Here is a 20,290-nt window from a genome sequence, read left to right on the forward strand (position 1 = left end):
CGGGATTCGCCGCCGCCCGCTCCCGCTCCCGCCCGACCGCCCGGCGCGGCGGCGTACCCCGGCCGGCGCGACGGCCCGCCCCGGCCTGCCCGGCAGCGCAATCAGAGAGATGCAGTCGGTGACGGGCCCCGGCAACGATTCGGGGTAGCGATCACGACCGGTACCCGGCGTCGGCGCATCCCGCCGCCCGAACCGACGAAGGAGCACCCCCATGACCACGACCACCCAGGCCAACCGACCCGACCTCGACGCCTACTACGGCCCCTTCACCAGTGAGAAGGAGAAGGAGGCCCTCGGCGTTCCGCTGCGGCTGGTCGCCGCCTGGAGCCGCAACGACGCCGCCGGCGTCGCCGACAGCTTCACCGAGGACGGCATCCTCATCCTCCCCGGCGACGTCTACAAGAAGGGCCGCGACGAGATCTACTCGTTCATGGCCGCCGCGTACGCCGGCCCGTTCAAGGGCACCGGCGTCACCGGCAACCCCGTCGACGTGCGGTTCGTCAACGACGAGGTCGCCCTGCTGCGCACCCACGGCGGCATCCTCGCCCCGGGCGAGACCGAGATCGCCCCGGAGCTCGCCGTCCGCTCCACGTGGGTCGTCGTCAAGCGCGACGGCGAGTGGAAGCTCGCCGGCTACCAGAACAGCCCGCGCGGCGCCGGCGCGACGCTGCGCTGGTGACCGTCCATCCCCCCGTGACGATCGGCAAGGAGCACCCATGACCACCAAGGCAGCGTCGCGGTGGGGCGACGCGACGGAGATCCTCGAGGCCGCCCGCGTCGCGGAGGACCACTCCTACTACCGGGAATTCGTCAGCGACGACGAGAAGGCCGTCCTGGCCGTACCGCAGCTGATCCAGGCCGCGTGGAAGGCCAACGACCCGGACTTCTTCGCCGACCTCTTCGCGGAGAACGGCAGCCTGCTCATGGGCGACGAGCAGCTGACCAGCCGCGACGAGATCCGGTCCTTCATGACCAAGGGGTTCGCGGGCCCGTACCGGGGCGCCTACGTCAAGGGCTACCCGGTGTCGGTGAACTTCCTGCACCCCGACGTCGCCATGGTGGTCACCGGCGGCGGCATCATCCTCGCCGGCGAGAGCGAGGTCGCCCCCGAGCGGCACATCCGGGCCACCTGGATCATCGTCCGCCAGGACGACGGCCGCCCGCTGCTGCTCTCGCACCAGAGCAGCCCCGTCACCGGCTGACCCCGGGGGCCGGCCCCGACGGGGCCGGCCCCCACCCGCACTCCCCACCAACGACGTACGAGGAGAGAGACCGATGTCGACAGAACCTGCCCAGTCCGTGGAGCGGCCGTCGCCGGCGCGGATGTACGACTACTTCCTCCACGGCACGAACAACTACCCGGTGGACCGGGCCGCGGCGGAGGCCGTGATCGGGCGGGTCGGACAGACGCTCACCCGCGACGTGGTGTGGGAGAACCGCCGGTTCCTGGGCCGCGCCGTCCGGCACCTCGCCGAGGAGTGCGGGATCCGGCAGTTCATCGACGTCGGGGCGGGCCTGCCGAGCCAGGAGAACACCCACCACGTGGCGCGGCGGGCCGTCGCCCAGCCCCGGGTGATCTACGTGGACAACGACCCGGCGGTCGCCGAGCACGGCAAGCGCCTGCTCACCGAGGACGAGCGGGCCAACACCGGGATCTTCACCGCCGACCTGCGCGACCCCGGCTCGATCCTCGACCACCCGGACACCAAGTCCCTCATCGACTTCTCCCAGCCCGTCGGGGTGCTGTTCATCGCGGTCTTCCACTTCATCCGGGACAGCGAGGACCCGAAGGGCATCATCCGGGCCTTCCGCGACCGGATGGCGCCCGGCTCGTACCTGGCCCTGTCCCACCTCTGCGTGGAGGGCGGGCCGGACGAGGAGCGCCGGATGATGGAGGACAGCTACCGCAACGCCACCGCGCCGATGGTCTACCGGACCGCCGCGCAGATCGCCGACCTCTTCGCGGGCTTCGAGCTCGTCGCGCCCGGGCTCGTGCCGACCGGCCGCTGGCGGCAGGACGACCCCGACGCCACCTCCACCGACCGGATGTACGCCGGGGTGGCCCGCAAGCTCTGACCCGTTCCGCCGACCGCCGCACCGCACCCACCAGGACCGCACAACCGAGGAGAGACATGCGCGTCGTGTTCGCCCTGTGGCCCAACCCGGCCCACCTGTACCCGCTGGTTCCGCTCGCGTGGGCGTTGCAGAGCGCCGGCCACGAGGTCCGCGTCGCGTCCCATCCCGTCCTGGCGGAGAGCACGCTGGCGGTCGGGCTGACCCCGGTCGCGGTCGGCGACCCGGAGATCATGCCGATGGGTCCCGGTCGGCCGCAGCCGCGCAGCGTCAAGCAGCGGCTCGACCGGATCACCGAGGCGCTGGAGCTGACCCCGGCGGACAAGGAGGTCTGGGACGTCTTCTACCAGTTCATGCTGCCGTCCATGTGGGACTTCCACCCGGTCGGATCCACCGCCCGCGACCCGCACCCGGTCCTCGACGACCTGGTCGCCTTCGCCCGCGAATGGCAGCCCGACCTGGTGCTCTGGGACCCGTGCTTCCCGGCCGGCGCGGTGGCGGCGCGCGTCGCCGGTGCGGCGCAGGCGCGGCTGCTCTGGGGGCTGGACTACTTCGCCTCGACCATGGACCGCTTCGCCGAGGCCGCCGCCCGACCGGGCCCGGGCCCGGAGGAGAACCCGCTGGTCGAGACCATGCGGCCGGCCGCCGCGCGGTACGGGCTGGAGATCGACGACGAGCTGCTGCTGGGCCAGTGGACCGTCGACCCCACTCCCCCGGGCGTACGCCTGCCCACCAGCGTCCGGACCGTGCCGACGCGCTGGGTGCCCTACTCGGGGCAGACGGTGCTCCCCCGGTGGCTGCACCACCGGCCGGAGCGGCCCCGCGTCGCGCTCTCCCTCGGGCTGTCCCAGCGGATGTACTTCAAGGGCGGCTGGGACCACGTGCCCGGCCTGCTGGAGATGGTCTCCGACCTGGACGTCGAGGTGGTGGCGACGCTCAACGCCGACCAGCTGGCCGGCATGCCGACCCTGCCGAAGAACGTCCGCGCGGTGGACTACCTGCCCCTGACCCAGCTGCTGCCGTCCTGTTCGGCGATGGTGCACCACGGCGGCATGGGCACCTTCGCCAGCGCGGTGGCGCTGCGGGTGCCGCAGCTGATCACCGATTCCGACGACGACAACGGCATGATCACGATCGAGGCAGACGGCCTGGAGTGGTCGATGGCCACGAAGCACATCGAGTCGTCGGTGACCGCCCGCTGCGTCGCCGGGCGCGGCGCGGGACTGGTCCTGGACATCAAGAACCTCTCCGTGGACGCGATGCGCAAGCAGCTCGTCCGCGTGCTGGACGAGCCGGCGTTCCGGCAGGGGGCCGACTCCCTCTACGACGACCTGCTCGCCACGCCCAGCCCGACCGAGACCGTCCCGGTGCTGGAGAAGCTCACCCGGCGGTACCGGGCCTGACCCGGCACCGCCGTCACCGCCGGCGGGCGGGCCCCCGCGCGCGCCCGCCGGCACCGTCCGCTCCCGCACCGCCCGCGGCCCACCGGGTGGCGCCCCGCGCCGCCCCGCTGCCGGCTGCCCGCCGCCGCCCCCGCGTCGCCGCCGGTGCACGGGCGTCCTCGACGACAGGAGAAGCGATGATCAACGTCTTCCAGCCGACCCTCGGCGCCGAGGAGCTCGACGCCGTGCGCGCCGTCTTCGACAGCAGCTGGCTGGGGCACGGGCCGCGTACCAGGGAGTTCGAGCAGGAGTTCGCGGCGCACGCCGGGCTGGTGCCCGAGCGGACCATCTTCATCAACTCGGCCACGGCCGGGCTCTTCCTCGCCGTGGAGCTGCTGGCGCTCGGGCCCGGTGACGAGGTGGTGCTGCCCTCGATCAGCTTCGTCGGCGCCGCCAACGCCATCGCCTCGGCCGGCGCCCGGCCGGTCTTCTGCGACGTCGACCCGCGCACGCTCAACCCCTCCGTCGCCGACGTGGAACGGGCCCTGACCCCCACCACGAAGGCGGTCATCCTGCTGCACTACGGCGGCGTTCCCGGCGAGGTCGCCGAGATCGCCGAGCTGTGCCGCCGGCGCGGCGTCGCCCTGGTGGAGGACGCGGCGTGCGCCGTCGCGTCGACCGTCGACGGGCGCCCCTGCGGCAGCTTCGGCGACATCGCCATGTGGAGCTTCGACGCGATGAAGATCCTGGTCACCGGCGACGGCGGGATGCTGCACGTACGCGACGCGGAACTGGCCCGGCGGGCCCACCGCCTGGCGTACCACGGCCTGGAGCACGCCAGCGGCTTCTCCGCCGCCGGCAAGGGGGTGCCGCACCGCTGGTGGGAGCTGGACGTGCGCGAGTTCGGCCGCCGGGTGGTCGGCAACGACCTCACCGCGGCGATCGGCCTGGTCCAGCTCCGCCGCCTGCCCGGCTTCGTCGCGCGCCGGCGCGAGATAGCCGCGGAGTACGACCGCCTGCTCGCCGACGTCGAGGGCGTCCGGCTCCCCCCGCCGTTGCCCGCCGGGCAGCGCAGCTCGCACTACTTCTACTGGGTGCAGCTGGACCCGGAGATCCGCGACCAGGTGGCCGCCGACCTGCTCGACGCCGGGATCTACACGACGTTCCGCTACGCGCCGCTGCACAAGGTGCCGGCGTACGGCAGCGGCCGGCACCTGCCCGGCGCCGACGAGGCGGCCGGGACCACCCTTCTGCTCCCCCTGCACCAGGGACTCGACGACGCCGACGTCCGGACGGTCGCCGACACCCTGCGCAAGTCCGTCGAGCAGCGGCGGGGGGCCGACCGGTGACCGACCACACGTCCCGGCCGGTCAGCTCCCGGCGCCGTCCCGGCATGCGGAGGACGCCGTGAAGGCCCTGGTGCTCTCCGGGGGCGCCGGCACCCGGCTGCGCCCGCTGAGCCACTCGATGCCCAAGCAGCTCGTACCGGTGGCCAACAAGCCGGTCCTGGAGCACGTGCTGGAGAACGTCCGCGACGCCGGCGTGACCGAGATCGGCGTGATCGTGGGCGCCTGGGCCGACCAGATCCGCGAGGTCCTCTCCGACGGCTCCCGCCTCGGGGTGCGGCTGACCTACCTGCGTCAGGACCGGCCCCGCGGGCTGGCCGACTGCGTCCGGCTGGCCCGGCCGTTCCTCGGCGACGACGACTTCGTCATGTACCTCGGCGACGTCATGCTGCCCGACGGCGTGGCCCGGTACGCCGACCAGTTCCGCCGCCACCGACCGGCGGCCCAGGTGCTCGTGCACAAGGTGGACGATCCGCGGGCCTTCGGCATCGTCGAGCTCGACTCCGACGGCACGGTACGCCGCCTGGTGGAGAAGCCCCGGCAGCCGCGCGGGGACCTCGCCCTGGTCGGCGTCTACTTCTTCACCCCGGCCATCCACGCCGGCGTCGACGCCATCACGCCCAGCGCGCGCGGCGAGCTGGAGATCACCGACGCGGTGCAGTGGCTGGTCACCAGCGGCGCCGAGGTGCGCGCCAGCGAGTACGACGGGTACTGGCGCGACACCGGCCAGGTGGCGGACCTGCTGGCCTGCAACCGGCACCTGCTCGACGGCCAGCCGCGTGCGGTCGCCGGCAGCGTCGATCCGGCCAGCGAGCTGACCGGCGCCGTGGTCGTGGAGCCGGGCGCCCGCATCGTCGCCAGCCGCGTCGAGGGGCCGGTGGTCATCGGCGCGGGCGCCGTGGTCGAGGGCTGCCGGATCGGCCCGCACACCGCGATCGGGCCCGGCTGCCGGCTCGTCGACGCCGAGGTGGCCGACTCGATCGTGCTGGCGGACGCCTCGATCACCGCTGTCCGTGGGCTGCGCGGCTGCCTGATCGGCCGCTCCGCCACGGTCAGCCTCAGCCCGGCGGCCGGGACCCGGCTGGTCATCGGCGACCACAGCCGGATCGAGTTCGCCGCATGACGCCCGTACGGCCGCCGACATACGCCCACTGCCGGGCACGATCCGAGAGGAAGATGGGATGAGCGACCCCAAGGCACTGCTGCTGGACAGCGTCCGCAAGTACCACCAGGAGGTCCAACAGGAGCGGCCGTTCGTCCCGGGCGAGACCGAGATCTGGCCCTCGGGCGCGGTGCTGGGCGCCGAGGAGCGGGTGGCGCTGGTCGAGGCCGCGCTGGACCTGCGCATCGCGTCCGGGCAGAACGCCCGCCGGTTCGAGTCGGCCTTCGCCCGCAAGCTGCGGGTGCGCAAGGCGCACCTGTGCAACTCCGGCTCCTCGGCCAACCTGCTGGCGGTCTCGGCGCTCACCTCCGCCCAGCTCGGCGACCGGCGGCTGCGCCGGGGTGACGAGGTGATCACGGTGGCGGCCGGGTTCCCCACCACGGTCAACCCGATCCTGCAGAACGGGCTGGTGCCGGTCTTCGTCGACATCGAGCTGGGCACCTACAACGCCACCGTCGAGCGGGTGGCCGCCGCGATCGGCCCGAAGACCCGGGCCATCATCCTGGCCCACGCGGTGGGCAACCCGTTCGCGGTGGCCGAGATGGCGCAGCTCGCCAAGGAGCACGACCTGTTCCTCATCGAGGACAACTGCGACGCGGTCGGTTCCTTCTACGACGGCCGGCCCACCGGCAGCTTCGGCGACCTGGCCTCGGCGAGCTTCTACCCGGCCCACCACATGACGATGGGCGAGGGGGGCTGCGTGGTCACCAACAACCTGGCCCTGGCCCGGATCGTGGAGTCGCTGCGCGACTGGGGCCGGGACTGCTGGTGCGACCCGGGCAAGAGCAACACCTGCATGAAGCGGTTCGAGCACCAGCTGGGCACCCTCCCGGAGGGCTACGACCACAAGTACATCTACTCGCACGTCGGGTACAACCTGAAGACCACCGACCTGCAGGCCGCCCTGGGGCTGGCCCAGCTGGCCCGGGTCGACGAGTTCTGCGCCGCCCGGCGGCACAACTGGCGGCAGCTGCGCGAGGGCCTGGACGGGGTGCCGCACCTGCTGCTGCCGCACGCCACGCCGCGCAGCGACCCGAGCTGGTACGGCTTCGTGATCACCGTGGAGCCGGGGGCGCCGTTCGACGTGCCCGAGCTGGTGGGCTTCCTGGAGGACCGCAAGATCGGCACGCGGCGGCTGTTCGCGGGCAACCTGACCCGCCACCCCGCGTACGCCGACCAGGAGTACCGGGTGGTCGGCGAGCTGACCAACAGCGACATCGTGACCAGCCAGACCTTCCACGTCGGGGTCTTCCCCGGGCTCACCGACGAGATGATCGACTACGTCGTCTCGTCCATCCGGGAGTTCGTCAAGACCTACGGCTGACCGGCGGGATCCCGGCCTGGGACCCGTCAGCTTCCCTGATTGGAGCACAGATGGGCGTTCTGTCCGACCGACGAGATCCTCGGGTGGCGGTCGTCGGGCTCGGCTACGTCGGGTCCTGCATCGCCGCGGTCCTGGCCGAACGGGGCCTGGACGTGGTGGGCGTGGACGTCGACCCGCACCTGGTCGACGAGCTGCGCGCCGGGCACTGCCGGTTCGAGGAGCCAGGCCTGCCGGAGCTGGTCCGCGCCGGCATCGAGGGCGGCCGGTTGCGGGTGACCACCGACTACGCGGCGCTGGCGGAGACCGACGTCGTCCTCGTCACCGTCGGCACGCCGGTGCGCCGCGACGGCTCGCTCGCCGACGAGCAGCTCCGCGGCGCCTGCGTCGAGCTGGCCCGCCACCTGCGACCCGGTCAACTGGTCGTGATCAAGAGCACGGTGCCGCCGGGCACCACCCGGGACTTCGTCCTGCCGCTGCTGGAGCGCGGCGGGCTCAGCGGCGGGAAGGACTTCGGGATCGCCTTCACCCCGGAGCGGCTCGCCGAGGGCACCGCGCTACGGGAGCTGCGGACCTTCCCCATCGTCGCCGGCGGCCTGGACGCCGACAGCACCCGGGCGGCCGGCGACTTCTGGCAGCGGGCGCTGGGGGTGGACGTGATCCCGGTGGACTCGCTGGAGGCGGCGGAGATCGTCAAGCTCGCCGACAACTGGTGGATCGACCTCAACATCGCGCTCGCCAACGAGCTGGCCAAGTTCAGCGCGCTGTTCGACGTCGACGTGCTGGACGTGATCGCCGCCGCCAACAGCATCCCGAAGGGCAAGAGCAACATCAACATCCTGCTGCCCAGCGTCGGGGTGGGCGGCTCCTGCCTGACCAAGGACCCCTGGATGGTCTGGCACTCGGCGCGGGAGCGGGGACTGGAGATCCTCACCGCGCCGGCCGGCCGGCAGGTGAACGCGGGGATGCCGGGCTACACGGCGCGCCTGGTCCTGGACGAGCTGGCCGCTCTCGGCAGGCCGGCGGAGACGGCGACGGTGACCGTGCTGGGGCTGGCGTTCAAGAACGACACCGGCGACCTGCGGGCCACCCCGACGCTGCCGGCCGTCGCGGCCCTGCGCGAGGCCGGCTGCGAGGTCCGCCTGCACGATCCGCTGGTCGACCCGGACGAGGCGGAGAAGCTCTTCGGCCTGCGGCCGGTCGCCGACCTCGACGAGGCGGTGCGGGGCGCGGACTGCCTGGCCGTCCTGGCCCACCACCGGCGGTTCACCCAGATCGACTACGCCGCGCTGCCGGTGGCCCGGCCGTGCCTGGTGCTCGACGGGCGCGCGTACTTCCCGAAGGACAGGATCGCCGGGCTGCGGGCCGCCGGGTACCACTACCGGGGGATCGGCCGGTGAGCGCGCGGGTGGTGGTGACCGGCGGGCACGGCTTCATCGGCGGTCACCTGGTGGACCGGCTGCTGGAGCGCGGTGACGACGTCACCGTCTTCGACGGCCCGGCGCCGCCGGTGGGACGTTCGCCGGCCGCGGCGCACGCCCGGCTGGTGGAGGGCGACGTGCGCGACCCGGAGGGGTTGGCCGAGGCCATCACCTCCGGCGTCGACGTCGTCTACCACCTGGCCGCCGTGGTGGGCGTCGACCAGTACCTGTCCCGCCCGCTGGACGTCGTCGACATCAACTTCACCGGTACCCGCAACGTGCTGGACCTGGCCTGCCGGGCCGGCGCCCGCGTCGTGCTGGCCAGCACCAGCGAGGTCTTCGGCAAGAACCCGGCGGTGCCGTGGGCGGAGGAGGACGACCGGGTGCTCGGCGCGACGTCCGCCGACCGCTGGACGTACTCGTCGAGCAAGGCCCTCACCGAGCACCTGACGTACGCCTTCGCCCGGCAGCACGGGCTGGCGGCCACCATCGTCCGCTACTTCAACGTCTACGGCCCCCGGCAGCGCCCGGCGTACCTGGTCAGCCGCTCGGTGCACCGGGCGTTGAACGGGCGCCCGGTGGTGGTCTACGACCAGGGGCGGCAGACCCGCTGCTTCACCTTCGTCGACGACGCCGTCGCCGGTACGCTCGCCGCCGCCACCAGCCCGGCGGCGCTCGGTGAGTCGTTCAACATCGGCAGCATGGTGGAAAACACCATCGGCGAGGTGGCGGAGCTGATCGGCACGCTCACCGGCACCGCCGCGGTGACCGACGTGGACACCAGCCGGGCGCTGGGCAGCGCCTACGAGGACCTGGCCCGGCGGATCCCGGACACCACGAAGGCGCGCACGGTGCTGGGCTGGAAGTGCGAGGTGCCGTTGCGTACCGGCCTGGAGCGGACGGTGCACTGGGCCCGGGAGAACCCGTGGTGGTTGGCCCTGCCCGACACCGGCGCGAACTGACGTACCGACACCGAGGCGCCGCCCGACCCACCGGGGTCGGGCGGCGCCGTCGTGCGTGCACCCGGTCCGCCGGCGCCGCCGACGGGGGACGCGGGTCCCGCCGGGCGACCCGCGACAGCTCCGGGTGCCGCCCGGACGTACGCGAACGGCGTGCGGCCGGGGTGGAGCGCTCCACCCCGGCCGCACGGTCGCGCCGCGACCGACCCGTCAGCGCCGGGCCGACGCGGGCGTCTCGTCGGTGCCACCGGCCGGGACCGCCGGGGCATCGACGACCGGTTCCTCGGCCGCCGGGCGCACTCGGCGCAGCAGCAGCGCCGAGGCCACGGCCAGGATCACCGCGATCACCGCGCTGACCAACCCGGCCATGTTGAACCCGCTGGTGAACGCCGCCCTGGCGGCCTCCAGCAGGGCGCTGCCGGTCTGCTCCGAGAGCTGCCCGGTCACCGCGCTCGCGCCGGCCAGCGAATCGCCGGCCGCCTCCCTGACCTGCGCGGGCAGGTCGGCGGGGAGGGCCGGGGCGATCTCGCTGCGGTAGACGGCGGTGCCGACGCTGCCCAGGACGGCGACGCCGAGCGCCACCCCCAGCTCGGTGCTCGTCTCCGACATCGACGACGCCGAGCCGGCCCGTTCGGGCGGCGCCGCCCCGATGATCAGGTCCGTGCCCAGCACGGCACCGGGACCGAAGCCGAGATAGACGATCACCAGACCGGTCACCGCGAGGCCGAGCCCACCGGCGGTGCCCACCTGGCTCAGCAGCGCGAAGCCGACCGCGGCGATCGCCATGCCGCCGGCGACCACGTAGCCCGGTGCGAACTTCTGCGCGATCATCGGCGCGAGCATCGAACCGACCAGCATGGACACCGCGTACGGCAGCATCCAGAGCCCGGCCCGCAGCGGGGAGAGACCCTCGACCAGCTGGGCGTACTGGGCGAAGAGCAGCGCGATGCCACCGATGGTCGACCCACCGAGCAGCATGATGCCCAGGGCCGCGCTGAAGGTCCGGTTGGCGAACAGCCGCACCTCGAGCAGCGGGCTGGTGAGGCGGCGCTGCCGCGCCACGAAGATCACGCCGATCACCACACCGGCGACCATCGCCAGGACCGGCCGGACGCCGAAGCCGTCCTTCGCCAGCTCCTTGAGGCCGTAGACGAAGGGCAGGATGGTGGCCAGCGACAGCACCACGCTGAACAGGTCGAGCCGCCCGGCCTCCGGGTTGCGGTACTCGGGCAGCAGCAGCGGCGCGGCCACCAGCAGGACGACCATCACCGGTACGCCCAGCAGGAAGACCCCGCCCCACCAGAACGACTCGAGCAGCACGCCGCCGACCAGCGGTCCGATGATCGCGCCGATCATGAAGCAGCTCATCCAGAGGCCGATGGCCATGGTGCGCTGCTGCGGGTTGCGGAACATGTTGCTGATCAGCGACAGCGTGGAGGGCATCAGGGTCGCCCCGGCCACGCCCAGCAGCGCCCGGGTGGCGATCAACATCTCGGCGCTGCTCGAGTAGGCGGCGATCACCGACGCCACGCCGAAGGCCGCCGCGCCGATCATGAGCAGCCGGCGGCGGCCGATCCGGTCACCGAGGGTCCCCATGGTCACCAGGAATCCGGCGATCATGAAGCCGTAGATGTCCATGATCCAGAGCAGCTGGGCGGCGTCCGGCGCCAGGTCGGCGCTGAGCTGCGGTAGCGCCAGGTAGAGCACGTTGAGATCCAGCGACAGCAGCAGGGTGGGCAGCGTGAGCACGGCCAGGCCGATCCACTCGCGCCGGCCCGCTCTCGGTTCCGCCTCGCTCGCGTTCACATCCATCGTGGTCCTTCCTCCGTGTCGGTGCGGCGCCTAGTTGTCGTACTCGTCGTGCAGCCGCCACCAGCCGTACGGCTCCTCCTGCGGGCGTCCGTCCGGGGTGTCCTCCCAGGTCTCCTGGCGGCCGAGCGGGGTGAGGTCGAGCAGCGACCAGTTGCTGCCGAGCGCCTCGACGCCCCGCTCCGAGGTGAAGTAGGTGCGGTACACCTCGTCGCCGTCGCGCAGGAAGACGCTCAGCCCGAACGCCTCCCCCGCCTTCGTGGTGAGGCCGAGGTCGGTGTTGAAGTCGGTGCCGTGGGACGAGTACCAGGGCAGCGTCCAGCCCATCCGCTCCTTGAGCGGGGTGATCTCCGCCAGCGGCGCCCGGGAAATGAGCGCCAGGGTGGTGTCCCGGGCGTTCAGGTGGGCGGGGTGGCCGAGGTTGTCGACGAACATCGAGCACCCCTCGCAGTAGTGCGACTCGCCCGGCCTGAGCATGAAGTGGTAGACGATCAGCTGACGCCGGCCGTCGAAGATGTCGGCCAGGTTGGCCTTGCCGCCCGGGCCCTCGAAGACGTATTCCTTGTGGATCCGTGTCATGGGCTGCCTGCGGCGCTCCGCGGCCAGCGCGTCCCGGGCCCGGGTCGCCTCCTTCTCCTTGGCGAGCAGCCGCTCGCGGGCGGTCTCCCATTCCGACTGCGACACGATCGTCGGCAGGTTCATGCTGTCTCTCCATTCGTGGTCACGGACGCCCCCTGTCCGGGAGCGGCGGCGACGGCGCGGGCTCTCCGGCGTACCGAGGTGGCGCGGGCCGTCGTACGGCACGGACGCCGACCGGCGCCCTGGGCACGCTCCCGCGCCCGCGTCGCCAGCCCTTCCGGCCGCCTCACGGCGTCGACCGGGACCGGCCGGCCGGGGCGCGTACGCCGTCGCGCCGCGACACCCGGTGTGTCTCCCTCGCCTCGCCGGGCCGGATCCGTCGCCGGTCCCACTCTGCCGCCCACGGCTCCCGGTCTTCTCCCGGTCTTCTCCCGGTGCACTCCCGGTCGCCGCGCCGCCGCGCCGCGCCGTGACCGCCCGTCGTCGGTGCGCTGCGCTACGGTGACGCCATGCGTTTCGGGCTCCTCGGTCCGTTGGCGGTCTGGACGACGGACGGCGCACCGGTCACCGTGCCCGATCTCAAGGTTCGTGTCCTGCTCGCCGACCTGCTGGCGCACCAGGGCCGCCCCGTGCCCGTCGACCGGCTGGTCGAGGACCTGTGGGGCGAGCGCCGGCCGGCCAATCCCAGCGGTGCGCTGCAGACCAAGGTCTGGCAGCTGCGGCGGGCGTTGAACGAGGCGGAAGCCGGCGGCAGGGACGCGGTGGTGTCCCGCCCGCCCGGATATCTGCTGCGCACCGCACCCGGGCAGACCGACGCCGACCGGTTCGGCGCGCTGGTCGAGCGGGCCACCGGCACGGCCGCCCCACCCGCCCGGGTCGCGCTGCTGGACGAGGCCCTGGCCCTGTGGCGTGGCCCGGTGCTGGCCGACTTCGCCGACGAGCCGTTCACCCGCCCGCTGGCCGCCCGGCTGGAGGAGCAGCGCCTGGTGGCCGTCGAGGAGCGGGCCGAGGCCCGGCTGGTCCTGGGCGAGCACCAGCTGCTGGTCGGGGAGCTCGCCGACCTGGTGGCGCGGCACCCGTTCCGGGAACGGGCCCGCGCCCTCCAACTGCGGGCCCTCTACCGGGCCGGGCGACAGGGCGAGGCGCTGGAGAGCTACGCCCGCTTCCGCCGGCAGCTCGCCGAGGAGCTGGGCCTGGACCCGGGCCCGGAGCTGGTGGCGCTGCACCGGGCGATCCTGGCGCACGACCCGGCGCTGCTCGCCGACCAGCTCGGCTCGGGCGACCGGAGCGACCCGAGCGGCGCAAGCAACCGGAGCGGCCCGAGCGACCGGAGCAGCCCGAGCGGCGCAAGCAACCGGAGCGACCCGAGCGACCGGAGCGGCCCGAGCGGCCCGAGCGGCCCGAGCGGCGGGAACGGCGCGAGGGATCCGCACGGCGCCGAGCCGAGCGGCGCGGACGATCCGCTGGCCGCGCCGCGCCCGGCGGGTGCGGGACGGGTGATGCCGAGGACCAACATGCCCGCCCCGCTGACCCCGCTGGTCGGGCGCGCGGAGGCCGTGCGGCACGTCCACGAACTGCTGCGCGTCGAACGGCTGCTCACCCTCGTCGGGCCGGGCGGAGTGGGCAAGACCCGGCTGGCGGTCGAGGCGGCCCACCAGCTCGTCGAGGCGTACCCGGACGGGGTGTGGCTGGTCGAGCTGGCCTCGCTGCGCCCGGACGACCCCGCCGCGCTGGCCGGGTCGCTGCTGGCGGTGCTCGGCATCCGCGAGGCCACCGGGGCCGACCGTGGGCCGACGGGTGCCCCGGCCACTCCCGCCGACCGCCTCGTCGACGTGCTGCGCGGCCGGTCCCTGCTGCTGGTCCTGGACAACTGCGAGCACGTCGTGGAGCCGGTCGCCGAGCTGGCCCAGCGGATGCTGCCGCACGCCCCGGGCGTACGCCTGCTGGCCACCAGCCAGGATCCGCTCGGCGTGGCGGGTGAGCGGGTCTGGCCGGTCCCCCCGTTGGAGCTGCCCGACCCGGAGGTCACCGAGCCCGAGGTGCTCGCCCGTTCCAGCGCGGTGCAGCTCTTCGTCGCCCGGGCCACCGCCGCCGCCCCCGGATTCGCCCTGGACGCGACCAACGCCCGCGACGTCGCCGAGCTGTGCCGCCGCCTCGACGCGGTGCCGCTCGCGCTGGAGCTGGCCGCCACCCGGGTGCGCGCGCTGGGCGTGCACGGGCTGGTCACCCGGCTGGACGACCGGTTCCGGCTGCTCTCCGGCGGCCACCGGGGCGCCCCGCCGCGCCAGCAGACCCTGCGCGCGATGATCGACTGGAGCTGGGAGCTGCTCTCCGACCCGGAGCGGGTGGTGCTGCGGCGCCTCGCCGCGCACGCCGACGGCTGCACCCTGGAGGCCGCGGAGGCGGTCTGCGCCGACCCGGACCTGCCCGCCGACGAGGTGCTCGGGCTGCTCGTCCGGTTGGTGGACCGCTCGCTGGTGGTGATGACCGAGGGCGCCGGTGAGCCGCGCTACCGGCTGCTCGAGTCGGTCGCCGAGTACTGCCTGGCGCGGCTGCGCGAGGCAGACGAGGTGGCGGTGGTGCGCCGACGCCACCGGCGCCACTACGTCGAGCTGGCGCGGCGGGCCGACGAGGAGCTGCGTGGGTCGGCGCAGCGGCGCTGGCTGGCGCGGCTGGACCAGGAGACGGCCAACCTGCGCCGCGCGCTGGACGGCGCGCTGGCCGACGAGGACGCGGCCGGCGCGCTGGAGCTGGCGACCGCGCTGGCCTGGTACCGGTACCTGCGCGGCCGGCTGCGCGAGGCGCGCCGGTCGATCGAGGCGGCGCTCGCCGTGCCCGGTTCGGTGCCGGCCTCCGTACGGGCGGCGGCCACCTGCTGGCGGGCCGGGCTCGCCCTGCTGGAGGCCGGTGGCGACCACGCCCCGCTGGTGGCCCCGGCGTTGGCCAGCTGGCCGCCGGACGAGGACCCCGCGGGGCGGGCCCGGGCCACCTGCTTCCTCGGCCTCGCGCTGCTCAACACGGGGGACGTCACGATCAGCCAGGAGCTGGTCGACGACGCGCTGGCGCAGTTCGAGACGCTCGGCGACCGGTGGGGGGTGGCGACGGCGCTGAGCCTGCGGGCCGGGCACGCGCAGTCCCGGGGCGACCTGGAGGCGGCCAGCCGGGACAGCGCGCGCAGCGTGGCGCTCTTCCGCGAGCTGGGCGACCGGTGGGGCCAGCTCCAGGCGTCCTTCGCGCTGACCACGCGGGCGGAGGCGACCGGCGACTACCCGGAGGCGGCCAGGCTGCACCGGGAGGGCCTGCGGATGGCCGAGGAACTCGGGCTGTGGCTGGAGGCCTCCGACCGGCTCTCGGGCCTGGGCCGCATCGCGCTGCTCAGCGGCGACTACGACCGGGCCCGGGAGTTCCACGAGCGGGCGCTGCGGCTGGCCGCCGAACAGAACTTCAAGCCCGGGGAGCTGTACGCGCAGATCGGCCTCGGGCTCGGGGCCCGCCGCGAGGGCCGGCTGGACGCCGCCGAGGAGCTGCTGCGCGGCGTCCTGGCATGGACCCGCCAGCCGGGCCTGGACGCCGACGTGGTGCGGGCGCTGCTCCTGGCCGAGCTGGGCTTCGTCGCGGAGCAGCGCGGCGCCGCCCGCGACGCGCACGATTTGCACGCCGAGGCGTTCGAGGTCGCCACCGCCATCGGCGATCCCCGGGCGCAGGCGCTCGCGCTGGAAGGGCTCGCCGGCACGGCGACGCTCGACGGCCGGCACGGCGACGCCGCCCGGCTGCTCGGCGCGGCGGCCATGGCGCGGGCCTCGGTGGGCGCGCCGCTGCCGGCCGGGGAACGGGGCGACGTCGACCGGATCACTCAGGCCGCGCGCGACGCGCTCGGCCCGACCGCGTTCACGGAGGAGTTCGACCGGGGCACCGCGCTGACCCCCGCCGAGGCCTACCGCTCGCTGGTGGCCGGCCTCCCCCGCCCCGCCTGAGCGGGCAGGGCTCGGCCCGGGCGGCGGGTCGCCTGGACGCACCGACGCACCCCGCACCGCCCGGGGCGGTGCGGGGTGCGGTCGGACGCCGGGCGACCCGCCGCCGCGTACGCGTCGTCAGCGGTTGGCCGTGCCCTTGGAGTTCTGGTAGGCGGCGATGCTCCACCCCCCGTCCACCCGGACCACCGTGGAGGTGGCGAGGAAGGCGCGCTCGGCGACGAACTCGGTCTCCCCCTCCAGGAGCACGCTGCCCTGGGTCACCAGCAGCGCGATGTCGTCGGTCAGGAAGCGGACGTCGAGCGGCTCCACGAGGACGTGGGTCCCCCCGTACGGCCCGGCGAACCCGGCGGCCATGTAGGAGCGGATCTCCTCCCGGCCCTTCATGTAGGCGTCACCGATGAGCGTGCCGTCCTCGACGAAGATCGCCGCGAACGCGTCGGCGTCGTTGGCCGCCCAGGCCGTCACGATGCGCCGCGCGACGTCCCGTACGGCCGTCTCGTCGCTCACGACAGCGGCATTGCCTGCGGACATGTCGTTCCTCCTCCTCGTGTCACCGGTACGCCGCGGGCGTCCGGACGTGCGGGCCGCGTGGGCGGGTCAGCAGGTGATGCGGACCTCGGGAGAGGTCAGGTAGGCCATCATGTTCGGGTCCCAGACGACGGACCGGTAGATCCGGGTGCCGCTGGCCCGGCACGGGAAGTCGAGCCGGGTCGTCGACCCGGGGTCCATGTAGCGATCCAGCACCGTCCGCCAGCCGGTGTCGGTGGTTTCGTAGCGCATCAGCCAGATGACCGCGAGGACGAGGCAGCTGTTGGTCGCGACGCTACGGACCATCACGCCGGTGGGGCTCTTCTCCGGGGTGCTCGGCGCGCTTATGCAGCTCCGCGGCGGCTCCCCGGCCGTCGTCGCGGCGGCGGCCGGGCCCGAGCCGACCGCGCCGACGGCGAGGACGACGGCCAGCGTCAGCGTCAGCGACAGCCATCTCGATACCGTTGCCATGTTTCCTCCTGTCCGGCCGGCCGGCCGGCTCCCGCACCGGGGCGCGAGAGCGGCGGCCGGCCTGCCCGTGTCGTACCGGATCACTTCGCGAACCGGTACGCGTTGACGATGGTCTGGTCCAGCCGGTTGCCGTGCGAGTCGACCAGGGTGGCGCGCAGCGACACCGTCCGGGTTCCCTTCGGCGCGTGCACCACCGCGCGGTAGCCGCCGTCGCCCGCCGGCACCACCGGGGCCTTGCGCCAGGTGCGGCCCCCGTCGACGGAGACCCGCACGGCCAGCTGCCGGATTCGACCCACGCGGGCCTCCGGCTGGGACATCACCGACACCGGCAGCAGGGTCACCGGCGCCCAGCGGGCGACGTTGTGGTCGTCGACCGTCGGCGCGTACCGGACGACCCAGATCGGGAAGATCTGGTCGGCCGCGCTGGCGGTGTCCGACCGGAACGTCCACGTCGCGTCCACCCGCGTCGACAGGGGGGAGTACGACGGTCGGCTGGTCCGCTTCTCCACGCGGAACGTCGCGGGCCCCGGCGGCACCTCGCCCTCCAGGTTCCCGGCGCCGGAGGCGGCCACCAGCCGGCCGTCGCGGTACATCCGGGTCGTCGCCGCGTCGGTGAGGGAGCCGGCTCGGTGCCCGTCCTGGTCGGAGTACATGGGGACGCCGAACCAGACGGTGTCGCCGCGCCGGCCGGCGTGACCGGCGAAGTCGAACATCGGCCCGAGCACCGACGCGTTCCACCGGTCGGTGTACCGCTGCCCGGCCTGGTACGACTGGTTCGCCTGGCCGAAAGCCGTGATCTCGACCGGTAGCCCGTCCCCGCCCGGGACGTTCTCGCCGAAGGCGGCGCTCCACAGGGTGGCACCGCCCTCCAGCAGGTGCGTCGTGCGCGCCGGCAGTCTGAACGGCAGCAGCGGAGTCAGCGTGCCGAGGACGCCGGGCGCGTTGGGGAACATGGCCTTGGTCGCCGCGCGCCCGGTCACCTGGGCGACCAGCCGGCTGTCCACCGTCGCCAGGTCCCGATCGGCCACCTTCCGGTCGAAGCCGGTGAAGAAGCCGCCCGGGCGGGTGTCGAGCAGCCCGTAGGTGTAGGGGGTGTCGCGGAAGTCGCCAGCCGGGCCGGGCACCGCCCAGGTGGAGTGGAGATAACCGGTCATCTTCTCGGCGGGCAGGTCGGGGCCGAGCTGCCCGGAGCGCAGACCCTCGAAGCCGTCGAGGGCCAGGGCGATGCCGAACCCGGTGCTGTCCTCGGCGCGCCGGTTGAAGCCGAGGTCGACGATGGCGGTCCGCGCGTCCGGGCGGGGCACGGTGGTGCGTACCGGGGCGGTCCGTCGGGCGTCCATGGTCACCGTGGCGTCGGCGTCGAGGGCCAGCTCCGGCTGGACCAGGCGGTGCCAGGTCGAGTCGGTGTCGCCGAAGTCGACCACGTCGCCGACGAGGACGTAGCTGCCCTTCGGCAGCCGGGCGGTGGCGGTGCCGTCCTCGCCGTACAGCAACGCCCTCAGCTCGCCGGTGAGGTCCAGCACCATCGTCTCGGCCCGGCCGGTGGACCGCCCGTCCGGCCCGAGGTGCCGGACGGTGAGCGTGTGGCTCTCGACCTCCTTCTCCACCTCGACGCGCGAGCGCACGGCCAGGTCGGGCGCGCCCGCCGGGGTGGCGGTGACGGTGCCCGTGTAGCGGCCGTCGGGCCCGTCGTGGCGGGTGTCGGCGGTGACGGTGACGCCGGCCGACCCGCCCGCCGGCACGGTCACCGTGGTCGCGTCGAGCCGCAGCGCCCCGGCGGGGGCGGGCGTGCCGTCGGGGCCGGTCAGCGCGACGTCGAGCCGCAGCTCGACGGGCCGGTCGCCGTGGTTGTGCCAGGTGAGCGTCCGCTGTTGCGGGCGGTCGTCGGCGTGCGGCCACTGCTGCACCCCGAAGGCGAGCGAGGCCGTGGCCGGGAGCACGTTCCGCCGGGCCAGCGCCGCCGCGTCGAGCGCACCGTCCACCGCGGAGGCGGCGAGGGCGGCGCGGAGCCGGTCCACGGACCAGTCCGGGTGACGCTGGGCGAGCAGTGCCGCGCCCGTCACCGTGCCGGCCGGCAGCCCGGTCGCACGCCCGTCGGCCCTGTCGCGGGTGGCGGTCGCTCCGGCAGTCCCGACCGCAGCGGGGGCCAGCACGAGGGCCCCGGTGCGGTCGCCGATCCGTTCGATCGCCCGGCCGAGCGGGCCGGTGCCGAGCTGCTCCGCGCCACCGACGCCGAGGTCGACGACGTCGGCCCGGCCGGCGGCCCACTCCAGGCCGGCCAGGATCGCCGACTCCGGGCACCGGCCGTCGTCGTCGCAGACCTTGCCGTCGAGCAGCGTCGCGCCGGGCACGGCGGCGGCGGTGCGGGTGCCGTGTCCGTGCCGGTCACCGGTGCTCGCGCCGGCGAAGACCTGCCGGTGCGCCACCCTGGCGGCCGGCCTGGCCCGCCCGACGTCGACGCCGGTGCTCAGCACGGCCACGGTCGGCGCGGCGCCACCCGCCGGCAGAGCCGGGGGCAGGTCGGTGGGCGACGCCGGCACGGGCGCCGGGGTCAACGGCCTGTCCAGCCAGATCCTCTCGATGCCTGCCCGCTGCTCGTGAATCGCCGACCAGGCTGAGGCGGCGTCCGTCTTGGCCACGGTCACCGCGCTCATCCCGGCTACGGCGAACCGGCCGGTCGTGCGCAGCCCCGGCCCGGTCAGACCGGCCGCGGGATCGGCGCCGCGTCGCGACACGATCAGCGGCAGCCCGGGGCTGCGGGCGTCGTCGTAGCCGGCCCGGACCAGCGCCGTGACGTCGAACAGGCGCCGGTCCAGCAGCCCGGCGGCGACCAGCGGGCGGGCGTCCTCCGGGAGGACCGTGCGGTGCCCGCCGGCACGGTGGCTGGTGAAACGGGTGCCGGCACGGCCCGGGGCGGCGGTCACGGTGACCCGTGCGCCGTCCGGGGAGACGGTGACCCGGTCACCGGTGATCAGGGTGACCCGATGGTCGGACTGGCTGGCGGGCGCCGGCGCGGGGTCCGCGTCTCCGCCCGCGACCGCAGGGGTCTGCTGCCCGGTGATCACCAGTACTGCCGCCAGGGCCGCCACGCCCCCGACCGCGACGGCCCTTCGGCCGCGCCCTCCGCTACCGGTTGCCGCACGTTTCTCGCCCACCCTGTGTCCCCTCCGCCGCTTCGGTCCGCCGCACGTGCGGCGGTCATCGGTGTCTGGTCATCAGGGATCGTCGTCCGGCCCCTCCGGGCCCCGCATCTCCCGTCGTGCGC

General features: G+C 74.3%; 15 protein-coding genes. 10 read left to right on the plus strand and 5 right to left on the minus strand.

The window, feature by feature from the left end:
- Positions 1-211: 211 nt before the first annotated feature.
- The 9 genes from ACN27A_RS06920 (at position 212) to ACN27A_RS06960 (ending at position 9,667) form a co-directional block, all read left to right on the plus strand.
- Complete coding sequence (locus ACN27A_RS06920; RefSeq protein ID WP_311413376.1) at positions 212-679, plus strand: SgcJ/EcaC family oxidoreductase; 468 nt, start codon at positions 212-214, stop codon at positions 677-679.
- A gap of 37 nt (positions 680-716) precedes the next feature.
- Positions 717-1,202 (plus strand): SgcJ/EcaC family oxidoreductase, encoded by a 486-nt coding sequence (locus tag ACN27A_RS06925; RefSeq protein ID WP_421450488.1) that lies wholly within the window; start codon positions 717-719, stop codon positions 1,200-1,202.
- 73 nt (positions 1,203-1,275) lie between these two features.
- Positions 1,276-2,076 carry an SAM-dependent methyltransferase gene (locus ACN27A_RS06930; protein ID WP_421450490.1) on the plus strand — a complete coding sequence of 267 codons (801 nt, stop codon included), beginning with the start codon at positions 1,276-1,278 and terminating at the stop codon, positions 2,074-2,076.
- A gap of 56 nt (positions 2,077-2,132) precedes the next feature.
- Positions 2,133-3,476, plus strand: a complete 1,344-nt coding sequence (locus ACN27A_RS06935) for a nucleotide disphospho-sugar-binding domain-containing protein (protein WP_421450492.1) — start codon at positions 2,133-2,135, stop codon at positions 3,474-3,476.
- Positions 3,477-3,652: 176 nt separating this feature from the next.
- The gene (locus ACN27A_RS06940) at positions 3,653-4,804 is read left to right on the plus strand and encodes a DegT/DnrJ/EryC1/StrS family aminotransferase (protein WP_421450494.1); all 1,152 of its coding nucleotides are present in this window, start codon (positions 3,653-3,655) and stop codon (positions 4,802-4,804) included.
- Positions 4,805-4,862: 58 nt separating this feature from the next.
- Positions 4,863-5,924, plus strand: a complete 1,062-nt coding sequence (locus ACN27A_RS06945; RefSeq protein WP_421450496.1) for a glucose-1-phosphate thymidylyltransferase — start codon at positions 4,863-4,865, stop codon at positions 5,922-5,924.
- Between the two features lie 58 nt (positions 5,925-5,982).
- Positions 5,983-7,287 (plus strand): lipopolysaccharide biosynthesis protein RfbH, encoded by a 1,305-nt coding sequence (rfbH, locus tag ACN27A_RS06950; RefSeq protein WP_421450498.1) that lies wholly within the window; start codon positions 5,983-5,985, stop codon positions 7,285-7,287.
- A gap of 50 nt (positions 7,288-7,337) precedes the next feature.
- Entirely contained in the window at positions 7,338-8,684 is a 1,347-nt protein-coding gene (locus ACN27A_RS06955; protein WP_421450499.1) for a nucleotide sugar dehydrogenase, read from the plus strand.
- Positions 8,681-9,667, plus strand: coding sequence for an NAD-dependent epimerase/dehydratase family protein (locus ACN27A_RS06960; protein WP_393171171.1), 987 nt, complete (start codon positions 8,681-8,683; stop codon positions 9,665-9,667). The genes ACN27A_RS06955 and ACN27A_RS06960 overlap by 4 nt, the downstream gene beginning before the upstream one ends.
- Positions 9,668-9,874: 207 nt before the next feature.
- Here ACN27A_RS06960 and ACN27A_RS06965 read toward each other — a convergent pair whose 3' ends face one another.
- Both ACN27A_RS06965 and ACN27A_RS06970 read right to left on the minus strand, forming a co-directional pair.
- The gene (locus ACN27A_RS06965; RefSeq protein ID WP_421450501.1) at positions 9,875-11,476 is read right to left on the minus strand and encodes an MFS transporter; all 1,602 of its coding nucleotides are present in this window, start codon (positions 11,474-11,476) and stop codon (positions 9,875-9,877) included.
- A 30-nt stretch (positions 11,477-11,506) separates the two neighbouring features.
- The gene (locus ACN27A_RS06970; RefSeq protein WP_421450503.1) at positions 11,507-12,175 is read right to left on the minus strand and encodes a DUF899 domain-containing protein; all 669 of its coding nucleotides are present in this window, start codon (positions 12,173-12,175) and stop codon (positions 11,507-11,509) included.
- Between the two features lie 386 nt (positions 12,176-12,561).
- Here ACN27A_RS06970 and ACN27A_RS06975 point away from each other — a divergent pair, with 386 nt between their 5' ends.
- Positions 12,562-16,026 carry an AfsR/SARP family transcriptional regulator gene (locus ACN27A_RS06975; RefSeq protein WP_421450505.1) on the plus strand — a complete coding sequence of 1,155 codons (3,465 nt, stop codon included), beginning with the start codon at positions 12,562-12,564 and terminating at the stop codon, positions 16,024-16,026.
- A gap of 117 nt (positions 16,027-16,143) precedes the next feature.
- On the opposite strand, the gene ACN27A_RS06980 is transcribed toward ACN27A_RS06975, so the two are convergent.
- The 3 genes from ACN27A_RS06980 to ACN27A_RS06990 form a co-directional block, all read right to left on the minus strand.
- On the minus strand, positions 16,144-16,557 hold the full coding sequence (locus ACN27A_RS06980) for an SgcJ/EcaC family oxidoreductase (protein ID WP_132238240.1): 414 nt from the start codon (positions 16,555-16,557) through the stop codon (positions 16,144-16,146).
- A gap of 66 nt (positions 16,558-16,623) precedes the next feature.
- Positions 16,624-17,025 carry a hypothetical protein gene (locus tag ACN27A_RS06985; protein WP_421450507.1) on the minus strand — a complete coding sequence of 134 codons (402 nt, stop codon included), beginning with the start codon at positions 17,023-17,025 and terminating at the stop codon, positions 16,624-16,626.
- A gap of 80 nt (positions 17,026-17,105) precedes the next feature.
- Positions 17,106-20,114, minus strand: coding sequence for a hypothetical protein (locus ACN27A_RS06990; protein ID WP_421450509.1), 3,009 nt, complete (start codon positions 20,112-20,114; stop codon positions 17,106-17,108).
- Positions 20,115-20,290: the final 176 nt, after the last annotated feature.

Origin of the sequence: Micromonospora sp. WMMD737, assembly GCF_049179055.1 — a bacterium.
GTDB lineage: Bacteria > Actinomycetota > Actinomycetes > Mycobacteriales > Micromonosporaceae > Micromonospora > Micromonospora reichwaldensis.

Excerpts from the sequence above, each read along its gene's own strand:
- ACN27A_RS06965 (WP_421450501.1), bottom strand. The coding sequence starts at position 11,476 with ATGGATGTGAACGCGAGCGAGGCGGAACCGAGAGCGGGCCGGCGCGAG.
- ACN27A_RS06980 (WP_132238240.1), bottom strand. The coding sequence starts at position 16,557 with ATGTCCGCAGGCAATGCCGCTGTCGTGAGCGACGAGACGGCCGTACGG.
- ACN27A_RS06985 (WP_421450507.1), bottom strand. The coding sequence starts at position 17,025 with ATGGCAACGGTATCGAGATGGCTGTCGCTGACGCTGACGCTGGCCGTC.
- rfbH (WP_421450498.1), top strand. The coding sequence starts at position 5,983 with ATGAGCGACCCCAAGGCACTGCTGCTGGACAGCGTCCGCAAGTACCAC.
- ACN27A_RS06955 (WP_421450499.1), top strand. The coding sequence starts at position 7,338 with ATGGGCGTTCTGTCCGACCGACGAGATCCTCGGGTGGCGGTCGTCGGG.
- ACN27A_RS06930 (WP_421450490.1), top strand. The coding sequence starts at position 1,276 with ATGTCGACAGAACCTGCCCAGTCCGTGGAGCGGCCGTCGCCGGCGCGG.
- ACN27A_RS06920 (WP_311413376.1), top strand. The coding sequence starts at position 212 with ATGACCACGACCACCCAGGCCAACCGACCCGACCTCGACGCCTACTAC.
- ACN27A_RS06925 (WP_421450488.1), top strand. The coding sequence starts at position 717 with ATGACCACCAAGGCAGCGTCGCGGTGGGGCGACGCGACGGAGATCCTC.
- ACN27A_RS06935 (WP_421450492.1), top strand. The coding sequence starts at position 2,133 with ATGCGCGTCGTGTTCGCCCTGTGGCCCAACCCGGCCCACCTGTACCCG.
- ACN27A_RS06975 (WP_421450505.1), top strand. The coding sequence starts at position 12,562 with ATGCGTTTCGGGCTCCTCGGTCCGTTGGCGGTCTGGACGACGGACGGC.
- ACN27A_RS06970 (WP_421450503.1), bottom strand. The coding sequence starts at position 12,175 with ATGAACCTGCCGACGATCGTGTCGCAGTCGGAATGGGAGACCGCCCGC.
- ACN27A_RS06940 (WP_421450494.1), top strand. The coding sequence starts at position 3,653 with ATGATCAACGTCTTCCAGCCGACCCTCGGCGCCGAGGAGCTCGACGCC.